7 protein-coding genes and 1 pseudogene are annotated in these 9055 nt (G+C 68.6%); 1 reads left to right on the plus strand and 7 read right to left on the minus strand.

The features are described 5' to 3' along the window. Window positions 1-7: 7 nt before the first annotated feature. From HF203_RS15465 to HF203_RS15485, 5 genes are read right to left on the minus strand one after another with little or no spacing between them, the layout of a single operon-like run. Window positions 8-277 (minus strand): K+/H+ antiporter subunit F, encoded by a 270-nt coding sequence (locus HF203_RS15465; RefSeq protein ID WP_168670989.1) that lies wholly within the window; start codon window positions 275-277, stop codon window positions 8-10. Beyond that, the gene (locus tag HF203_RS15470; protein ID WP_168670990.1) at window positions 271-765 is read right to left on the minus strand and encodes a Na+/H+ antiporter subunit E; all 495 of its coding nucleotides are present in this window, start codon (window positions 763-765) and stop codon (window positions 271-273) included. Before HF203_RS15470 ends, HF203_RS15465 begins: the two co-directional genes overlap by 7 nt. Then, the gene (locus tag HF203_RS15475) at window positions 762-2285 is read right to left on the minus strand and encodes a monovalent cation/H+ antiporter subunit D (RefSeq protein ID WP_168670991.1); all 1524 of its coding nucleotides are present in this window, start codon (window positions 2283-2285) and stop codon (window positions 762-764) included. Before HF203_RS15475 ends, HF203_RS15470 begins: the two co-directional genes overlap by 4 nt. Continuing rightward, the gene (locus HF203_RS15480; RefSeq protein WP_168670992.1) at window positions 2282-2623 is read right to left on the minus strand and encodes a Na+/H+ antiporter subunit C; all 342 of its coding nucleotides are present in this window, start codon (window positions 2621-2623) and stop codon (window positions 2282-2284) included. Before HF203_RS15480 ends, HF203_RS15475 begins: the two co-directional genes overlap by 4 nt. A gap of 1 nt (window position 2624) precedes the next feature. Beyond that, window positions 2625-5417 carry a monovalent cation/H+ antiporter subunit A gene (locus tag HF203_RS15485; RefSeq protein ID WP_168670993.1) on the minus strand — a complete coding sequence of 931 codons (2793 nt, stop codon included), beginning with the start codon at window positions 5415-5417 and terminating at the stop codon, window positions 2625-2627. A 182-nt stretch (window positions 5418-5599) separates the two neighbouring features. Between HF203_RS15485 and HF203_RS15490 the strand changes: the two genes are divergently transcribed. Then, window positions 5600-6892 carry an O-antigen ligase family protein gene (locus HF203_RS15490; RefSeq protein WP_168670994.1) on the plus strand — a complete coding sequence of 431 codons (1293 nt, stop codon included), beginning with the start codon at window positions 5600-5602 and terminating at the stop codon, window positions 6890-6892. Here HF203_RS15490 and HF203_RS15495 read toward each other — a convergent pair. Both HF203_RS15495 and HF203_RS15500 read right to left on the minus strand, forming a co-directional pair. Further along, window positions 6876-8282, minus strand: coding sequence for a BatD family protein (locus HF203_RS15495; RefSeq protein WP_168670995.1), 1407 nt, complete (start codon window positions 8280-8282; stop codon window positions 6876-6878). The genes HF203_RS15490 and HF203_RS15495 overlap by 17 nt on opposite strands. After that, a pseudogene (locus HF203_RS15500) lies at window positions 8276-9055 on the minus strand (hypothetical protein); the annotation flags it as partial. The pseudogene HF203_RS15500 and the gene HF203_RS15495, both read right to left, overlap by 7 nt.

The following is a 9055-nucleotide window of genomic DNA, read 5'->3' on the forward strand; positions in this document are numbered from 1 at the left end:
CTTGACCTCACTCGATGATATCGCCGCGCAGCAGATACTTGCACAGCGCCACGGTGCCGACGAACCCCATCATCGCGATCAGGAGCGCGGCCTCGAAATAGAGCGCGCTGCCGAGATGGATACCGAGCAGCACCAGCAGTGCCACGGTGTTCACGTACAGGGTGTCGAGGGCGAGGATGCGGTCGGGCTGATCGGGGCCGTAGAGCAGGCGCAGCAGCGCCATCACGAAGGCCGCGCCAACCAGCAGGAAGGCGATGCTCACAGCGGTGCTCAGCATGGTTCGAGGACCTCCAGCAGCGGGGTTTCGTAGCGACGCTTGATGGTCGCGACCAGCGCCTCGGGGTCGCGGACGTCGAGCGCGTGCACTACCAGGGTGGTGCGGTCCGGGCTCAGCCAGGCCGAGACCGTGCCCGGGGTCAACGAGATGGTATTGGCCAGCAGGCTGATACCGAGTTCGGAGCGCAGCGCCAGCGGCACCTCGACGAAGCCCGGGTGCACCCGGCGCGGGCCGCGCAGGATCAACCAGGCGACCTCCAGGTTGGCGATCACGATGTCATAGAGCAGCACCAGCACGAAGCGCACCAAGGTCAGCGGCTTGTGGACCTGTACCCGGTTGGGCCAGAAGCGCAGGGTGAACAGCGGGATCAGCCAGCCGAGCAGCAGCCCGAGCAGCAGTTGCCCGAACGACAGGCTGTTGACCAGCAACAGCCAGATCAGTGTCAGTGCCGGGGTGAGCAGCGGGTGTGGGAGCAGGTGGCGCTTCATCGTCCAGCACCCTCCATGTCGGTGCCGAGTACCGCCTCGATATAGTGCGTGGGCGTGAGCAATTGCTCGGCGGTGGCGCGCGTGAAGTCGGTGAGTGGCGCGGCCCAGAGGGTCAGTCCGAGGCAGACCGCGAGCAGCGCGCTGGCCGGTGCCAGCTCGCCGCGTCCCGGGGCACCCGGGGGCAGGCCCTCGCTCGGGGTGGCGCGTAGCAGCAGCAGGCTGCCGCTGCGTGCCAGGGCGACGATGGCGAGCAGCCCGGAGAGCAGGACCACCGCGAGGATCCAGGCCATTGCCGGGGTGTCGAGCGCGGCGCGCAGCACCATGAACTTGCCGAGAAAACCGGAGAACGGGGGCAGCCCCGCCACCAGGATCGCGACGATGAAGAAGAGTGCGCCGATCTGTCCGGCGTGCGGCATCGCCGGGGCGTCGATCAGGCGTTCACCGGCGCTGCCGCGGCGTCGCGCGATGCCCTCGGCGAGCAGATAGAAGGCGCCGGTGGCGAGCGTGGTGTGGGCCAGGTAGTAGAGCCCGGCGGCAATGCTGTCGCGCTCGCCCAGCGCGATCGCGGTCAACAGTAGCCCCAGCGAGACCAGCACCAAATAACCGATCTGGATCCGCAACCTGGTGCTGGCCAGGGCACCGAGGCTGCCGAGCGCCATGGTCACGAGTGCCAGCGGCAGCAGCCAGGGATCGAGCAGACCCGCGAGGCTGCCCTCGGGGTCATCGAACCACAGCGTCTGGACGCGAAGGATGGCGTAGACCCCGACCTTGGTCATCACCGCGAATAGTGCCGCCACCGGTGCCGAGGTTGCGGCATAGGCCGTGGGCAGCCACAGATAGAACGGGAAGAGCGCGGCCTTGAGCGCGAACACCACGAAAAGCAGCAGGGCACCGGTGCGCGCCAGCCCCAGGTCGGCGGGGTCGAGGGTGGCGAGCTTGCCGGCCAGATCGGCCATGTTGAGGGTGCCGGCGACACCGTAGAGGGTGCCGGCGGCGAACAGGAACAGGGTCGAGCCGACCAGGTTGACCACCACGAAGTGTAGTCCGGCGCGAGTGCGCTGGGCGCCGCCGCCGTGCAACAACAGCCCGTAGGAGGCCAGCAGCAGTACCTCGAAGAAGACGAACAGGTTGAACAGGTCGCCGGTGAGGAAGGCGCCACTGAGGCCGAACAGCTGCAGCTGGAACAGCGGTTGGAAATGGCGGCTGCCGGCGTCGCTGCCACGGATCGCGTAGAGCAGGGCGAACAGCGCTAGTACCGCAGTCAGCAATACCATCCAGGCGCTGAGTCGGTCGGCCACCAGGACGATGCCATAGGGGGCCGGCCAGTCGCCGAGCTGATAGACCAGCACCGTGCCGTCGGTGACCTGGAGCAACAGCGCCAGCGCCACTGCGACCTGGACGAGCACCGCCACCAGGTTAAGTCGGCGGCGTACCGTCAGCGGTAGGGCGCGGCGCACCAGCAGCAATAGGGCTCCGGCGAGCAACGGTACCAACACCGGGAGGAAGACGAGATGGTTCACGAGTGCTCCTCCTCGTCGGCGTGGCCGTCGACATGGTCGTTGCCGAGCTCGGCGCGGGCCTTGAGCGAGAGCATGATCACGAAGGCGGTCATGGCGAAGCTGATGACGATGGCGGTGAGCACCAGCGCCTGGGGCAGCGGATCGGCGTAGCCCGGCGCCTGGGCGGAGATCACTGCCGGCTGACCGATGGTGAGCCGGCCGGTGGCGAACAGGAACAGGTTGACTCCATAGGAGAGCAGGGTCAGGCCCATTACCACGGGGAAGGTCCGGGCACGCAGCACCAGATAGACCCCGCAGGCGGTGAGCACGCCGATGAGGATGGAGATCAGGGCTTCCATATCAGTCTCGCTCCTGGGTGGCGGCGCTGCGCATCAGTCCGAGGTGGATCAGGATCAGCAGCGTCGAGCCGACCACCACCAGATAGACGCCGAGGTCGAAGGCCATGGCCGAGGCCAGCTCGAAATCGCCGACCAGTGGCCAGTGCACATGGCTGAAGGTCGAGGTGAGGAAGGGATGACCGAAGACGAAGCTGGCCATCCCGGTGAGGGTGCCCACCAACAGCCCGCTGGCGATCACCGGGTGCATGTTGCCGTGGAGACGACGGTGGGTCCACTCCACGCCATTGGTAAGGTATTGCATGATCAGCGCCACGGCGGTGATCAGGCCAGCGATGAAGCCGCCGCCGGGCTGGTTGTGGCCACGCAGGAAGATGAAGGCCGAGACCAACAGCGCCAGTGGCAGCAGCAGCCTTGTGAGTGCGGCCATGATGGTCGGGTGCAGGTCCCAGTTCCAGGGACGCCCGCTCGGGTCGAGGGTCATCCCGGGGAGGCGCAGCCCCTTGAGCATGGCGTAGATGCCGAGCCCGGCGAGCGCCAGTACGGTGATCTCGCCGAGGGTGTCGAAGCCGCGGAAGTCGACCAGGATGACGTTGACCACGTTGCTGCCGCCACCGCCGGGCACGCTGTTGTCCAGGAAGTACCCGGAGATGGTCGCGCCGGGGCGGGTGAGGATGCCCCAGGCGAGCGCCGTGGTCCCGAGCCCGGCGATCGCGGCGAGGCCGAGGTCGCGGACCCGGCGCACCCGCGAGGACTCGGCCGGGGTGTGCTGGGGCAGGAAGTAGAGCGCCAGCAACAGCAACACGATGGTCACCACCTCGACCGAGAGTTGGGTGAGGGCGAGGTCCGGGGCCGAGAACTTGGCAAAGATCAGCGCGATCAACAGCCCCAACACCCCGACTACGATCAACGCGGTGAAACGCTGTCGGTGCAGCACGGTGGTGGCGATCGCCCCGGCGCCGAGGCCGAGCGCGACGATCAGGCTGATGCCGTCGGCCGGGACCAGGGTCGCGGTGCCGGTGAGCGGTGCCGAGACACCGAGCAGGCCGACGGCGCCGAGGCCCAGTGCACCGATCAGCAGCAGCGCCACCAGGCGTTGCAACGAGCCGGTATCGAATGCCGTGGTGACGGCCCGCGCCGCCCCGATCACTGCTTGCTGGGTGCGCCCGAACAGCACCCCGGCATCGATCAGGCCCTCGTGACGGGCGGCGATCATGAACAACGGTCGGCGTGCGGCATAGATCAGCAGGCCACCGAGCAGCGCGATCACACTCATCGCAAAGGCCGAGTTGAAGCCGTGCCAGATCGCCAGGTCATGGGCCGGGGAGTTGCATTGCAAGACGCTGTCGGCCGCGACCGCGAGCAGGGGCTCGACGGTGAAGCCGGGGAAGATGCCGACCAGCAGACAGATCGCCACCAGGATCTCCACCGGCACCTTCATCCAGTGCGGCGGCTCGTGCGGGGTACGCTGCAGGTCGTGCGGCTCGCCGTTGAAGAAGACGTCGTGGATGAAGCGCAGCGAGTAGGCTACGGCCAGTGCGCTAGCGATCACTACGGTCACCGGCAACACCCAGCTCCAGGTGCTGAGGTCGAAGAAATTGGCCGCCTCGGCGAAGAACATCTCCTTGGAGAGGAAGCCGTTGAACAGCGGTACCCCGGCCATCGACGCCGAGGCCACCATCGCCAGGGTGGCGGTATAGGGCATGAAGTGCCACAGACCATTGATCCGGCGCATGTCACGGGTGCCGCATTCGTGATCGATGATGCCGGCGGCCATGAACAACGACGCCTTGAAAGTGGCGTGGTTGATGATGTGGAAGACGCCGGCGACCGCCGCCAGCGGGGTGCCGATGCCGAACAGCAAGGTGATCAGACCGAGGTGGCTGACCGTTGAGTAGGCCAGCAGCCCTTTGAGGTCGTGCTTGAACAGTGCGATCCAGGCACCGATCAGCAGGGTGGCGAGTCCGGCGCTCATCACCAGTACGCTCCACAGCGGCGTCCCCGAGAGCGCCGGGAACAACCGCGCGAGCAGGAAGATCCCCGCCTTGACCATGGTCGCCGAGTGCAGATAGGCCGACACCGGGGTCGGCGCGGCCATCGCCCGCGGCAGCCAGAAGTGGAAGGGGAACTGCGCCGACTTGGTGAAGGCGCCGAGCAGTACCAGCACCAGCATCGGGGAGTAGAGCGGGTGGGCACGGATCGCCTCACCCGAGGCGAGGATCACCGAGAGCTCGTAGCTGCCGGCGATCTCGCCGAGCAGCAGGAAACCACCGAGCAGTGCCAGACCACCGAGCCCGGTGACGGTGAGCGCCATGCGCGCGCCTTGGCGGGCGTCCTGGCGGTGCCGCCAGTAGCTGATCAGCAGGAAGGAGGAGAGGCTGGTCAGCTCCCAGAACATCAGCAGCAGGATCAGGTTCTCGGCCAGCACGATGCCGAGCATCGAGCCCATGAACAGCAGCAGATAGGCGTAGAAGCGCCCCATGCAGTCGTCCGCGTCGAGATAATAGCGGGCATAGATGATCACCAGCAGGCCGATGCCGAGGATCATCATCGCGAACAGTAGCCCGAGGCCATCGAGCCGGAATACCAGGTCGAGCCCCAGCCCCGGCATCCAGGGCAGGCGTTGAATCAGGGGCTCTCCGGTGAAGGGTACCGGGAGGCTTGGCAGCAGGCAGGCCAACGCCAGGGCAGTCACCGCCCCAGCCATCCAGGCCGAGCGTAAACGTCCGTAACGAGAGACCCACCCGGTCAGAGCGGCCCCCAGAAAGGGGACGAGGACGACGAGTGTCAGGTTCATGATGAGTCTTTGAGAATGCGAGGCGTTGATCGGATCGCAGCACTCAAGCATAACATCGCTCGAACGCTGCGCGAGTGCTGTTTTCGTCTTCGACTCCGGAGTTGGCCGGATTCCTGCTATGCTTGACCGCCGCGCGGCGCCTGTCCGTGGCGCCGATCCCGTCCCTAGCCGGAACCGACGCGATGCCCAACCCGACCCTCATCGTCACGCGCGCGGCGCTGGCCGAGCGCGCTGGTGTGGCGCTGCTCTATGTGCTTGCTGCCAGTGCCTTTCTCTCCACTGCGCTGGCCTCGGCAGCGATGCTCGGCCTGGCCCTGTCCTTCATCATCGCGCCGCCGCCGTTGCGTCCACCCTGGCGCTGGTCACCCGCCACCCTGGCGGTGGTGGCGCTCTGTCTGGTGGTGGTGGTGCGTGCCGCCAGCGCCAGCCTCGACGCCTCGGCCCCGGCCGGTCTGCTATGGGAGGCCGCGTTCGATTGGTGCAAACTGCTGTTGTTCATTCCCTTCGCCCACTTCCTCGCCGGGGATCACGCCCGTGCCCAGCGCCTGCTCGGATTGGCCCTGGGCGGACTCGCCCTGGGGATGCTGTGGCGACTCGACTGGGGACTGCTGACGCATCACCCGGGCGCCTTCCTCGGCGAGCGCGACCAGTACGGTTTCACCGCCATTGCCACCGGGCTCTATACCGGCTCGGCCTTGCTCGGACTGGTCCTGATGCGCGAACGGTTGTTCGCCTGGGCCCCAAGGCCGCTCGCCCGTTGGTCTCTGGCCCTGGCCTGGGGGCTGTTGCTGGCATTGTTCGCACTCGGCTTCCTGCAGAGCCAGTCGCGTGGCAGCTGGGTCGCCTGGCTGCCGGCGCTGCTGCTTGGCTTGGTGCTCGCCGCCCCGAGGCGTACCCGGCTCGATGGTCGGGTGCTGCGCCGGGCGCTGTGGGTCGCCGTGCTCGCCGCCGTGGTGCTGGTGCTGGTCGCGCTCCAGGCCGACGATCTGCTGTGGCGCATGCGCGAGGACCTGGCTTGGATCAGTGGCGCCCGTGAGGGTACCGCGGCCTCCTCGCTCGGACAGCGTTGGAGCGCCCAGTTGGTCGGACTCTCGCTATGGCTCGATCACCCCTGGTTCGGCTGGGGACCGGGACTGAGCCAATGGTTGATGGACCTCAGCGGCGACCCTGGGGTGCGTGATGCCGCCGGGGTGGCGCTGCGTCATCTCCACAATACCTATCTGGAGGTATTGGTGCAGTTCGGTGTCGTCGGGTTGCTCGGCTGTGCCTTGCTCACCCTGGCGCTGTTGACCGCGCTCTGGCGCGGTTGCGCCGGTGATCGTGTGCTGCGTGCACTGCTGATCGCGCTCTGGTGCTACCTGCTGCTGTGGGAGCTGACCAACTATCGCATGGTGCGCCATGATTGGCTGATGTACTGGATCCTGCTCGCCGGGGCAAGTCATGGTCTGGGGGGGCGCCTCAGCCGGGCGGATTGAGCGGTGGCAGCCGGCGTGGGGCGCCTTGTCTGGTTCGTCTCGCTCGCTGTCGGCGACCGTTGGCGAGGCGGCGTGCCAGGGCACGCTGCCAGCGGTTGAACACCACCCGTTGGGCGCCGTAGCGCGCCGCCTCCAGGCGCGCGACCAATCGTGTCAGCGCATCGGGGTCGGCGCCGGGCGCGGTGGCGAGCAGGGCCGCGACCACCTCGGGGCGGCCACGGCGCCCGCCGTCGGGCAGTGCTGGGGCGAGTCGTGCCAGCCACTGCTCCGGGGTGTCGGCGGTGCGGGCACGCAACAGCCCGAGGCGTAGTCGCCAACCGCCGGGCAGGCCGCTCCACAGACCGATCCGCAGGGTATCGCCGAGCCGCAAGAGTGGGATCCGTATGCGTTCGAGGACGCCCGCCAATCGTCCGCCCGGGGCGCGAGTGAGCACCGCCCACCAGTAGCCGGCGAGCACCAGCAGCAGCGCGCTCAGCGCCATCCAGGCCGGGTGCCAGTGGCCCGCGAACAGCGACGGGTTGCTGCCGTCCTCGACCCGCAGGCCACGCAACGGTACCCGGGCGAGTTCGCCACGCTCGCGCGCGATGTTCCACCAGGCCACCCGGATCTCGGGGAGTAGGAGTCGCCCGGCACCTTGTGCCACCAGGGTGTAGGTCTCGGTACGGCTGGCGAGGAGCTGTCGCCCATCGGGCGAGAGCCGGGTGTCGACCTGCGCCCGCTCGCGATAGACGCGGATGCCGTCGATCCCGGTGAGCTGATCGGCGAGCGTGGGCAACTGCTCGCCGCTGGTGCCGGTCGCCGAGAGTTCGAGACGCAGGGTCAGCGGTTCGCCCGGGGCCACCGGGCCCTCGGGCGCGAGGTTGGCGGTGAGGGTCAGGGCGCGCGCCGGTAGCCAGGGGGCGAGGCCCGGGACCGGCGGACGCACCCGCAGCCTGAGCGGGCGCTCGCTGGCGACCTCGAAGGGACCGCCGGCATGGCTGCCCCTGACCCGGAGGTGTCCGGCATCGAGCTGTCCCGGGCGCAGCGGCAACAGGGCGAACACCAGGGTGTTGATGGTGGTGCCGTCGCCCGCGCGCCTGGGCAGCTCGGTCTGGAGTCGGCGCAACAGTACACGCCCGGGGCGTGGTGGTTCGAGTCCGATCCAGGTCGGTTGCGCATCGCCGCTCAGCCGCAGTCGCAGCAGGATCGGCTGATGGACATAGGGGCTCGAGGTCTCGATCGACCAGCTGAGTTGGTAGTCGGGGGCCTGGTTGGTGGTTGGGGGCTGGGTGGGCCAGGCAGGGCGTTGGCCACCCTGCCAGGGTGGCCGCCAGGGCGGTTGGAACTGGGCGCCGGCGTGAGCGCACCAGAACAGGGCGAGGAGAGAGAGTGCGGCGATCGACCTCACCATGGGCGGGGCTCCCGATAGCGCAGCGGTTGTTCGCGCAGTCGGCGCAGCTCCTCGAACCGGAACTGGTTGCGGATCAGCAGCGCCGGATCGCCCTGGAGGCGCTCGAGTCGTTGCTCCAGGGTGGCGTCGGGGTCGAGCGGGCCGGGCAGGTCGTCGCTCTCCGCTGAGGGGGTGTCCTCGCGCGGGGCCGTCGCGTCCGGCCCGCTCCCGGGCGGGTCGAGCCCCGGCTGCGCGCCGTCCGGGCCGCGCCGCTGTCCCTCGCCCCGCTGTGCGACGCGCTCGCCGGTCTCGCCCTGCTCGTCCAGGCCTCGGCCGGGCGCCTGCTCGCCCGCGCTGCCCCGCTCTGGCGGGTCGCCGGGGGCTGCGGGTGTCGCCCGGGTCTGATCGTCACCGCCACCGTCCTCGCGTCTCGTCTCCGACGACGGGCTTCCCGGGGTTGCGTCGTCCGTGTCACCCTGGTCGGTCTCGGTCTCGGTCTCGGTCTCGGTCTCGGTCTCGGTCTCGGTCTCGGTCTCGGTCTCGGTCTCGGTCTCGGTCTCGGTCTCGGTCTCGGTCTCGGTCCCATCGTCGCGACCGGTACGCTCACGGTCGCCGTCGTCCGCACCGTCGTCGGTCCCGTCGGCTGCTCCGGTCTCGCCGTCGTCTTCCGTCGTCGATCCGGCTCGACCCGCGTCCTCCGATCGATCACCCTGACCAGACTGCTCCGACTGCTCCGACTGCTCCGACTGCTCCGACTGCTCCGACTGCTCCGACTGCTCCGACTGCTCCGACTG

Source organism: Marichromatium bheemlicum (genome assembly GCF_012276755.1).
Lineage (GTDB): Bacteria > Pseudomonadota > Gammaproteobacteria > Chromatiales > Chromatiaceae > Marichromatium > Marichromatium bheemlicum.

Excerpts from the sequence above, each read along its gene's own strand:
- HF203_RS15465 (WP_168670989.1), bottom strand. The coding sequence starts at position 277 with ATGCTGAGCACCGCTGTGAGCATCGCCTTCCTGCTGGTTGGCGCGGCC.
- HF203_RS15470 (WP_168670990.1), bottom strand. The coding sequence starts at position 765 with ATGAAGCGCCACCTGCTCCCACACCCGCTGCTCACCCCGGCACTGACA.
- HF203_RS15490 (WP_168670994.1), top strand. The coding sequence starts at position 5,600 with ATGCCCAACCCGACCCTCATCGTCACGCGCGCGGCGCTGGCCGAGCGC.
- HF203_RS15495 (WP_168670995.1), bottom strand. The coding sequence starts at position 8,282 with ATGGTGAGGTCGATCGCCGCACTCTCTCTCCTCGCCCTGTTCTGGTGC.
- HF203_RS15485 (WP_168670993.1), bottom strand. The coding sequence starts at position 5,417 with ATGAACCTGACACTCGTCGTCCTCGTCCCCTTTCTGGGGGCCGCTCTG.
- HF203_RS15480 (WP_168670992.1), bottom strand. The coding sequence starts at position 2,623 with ATGGAAGCCCTGATCTCCATCCTCATCGGCGTGCTCACCGCCTGCGGG.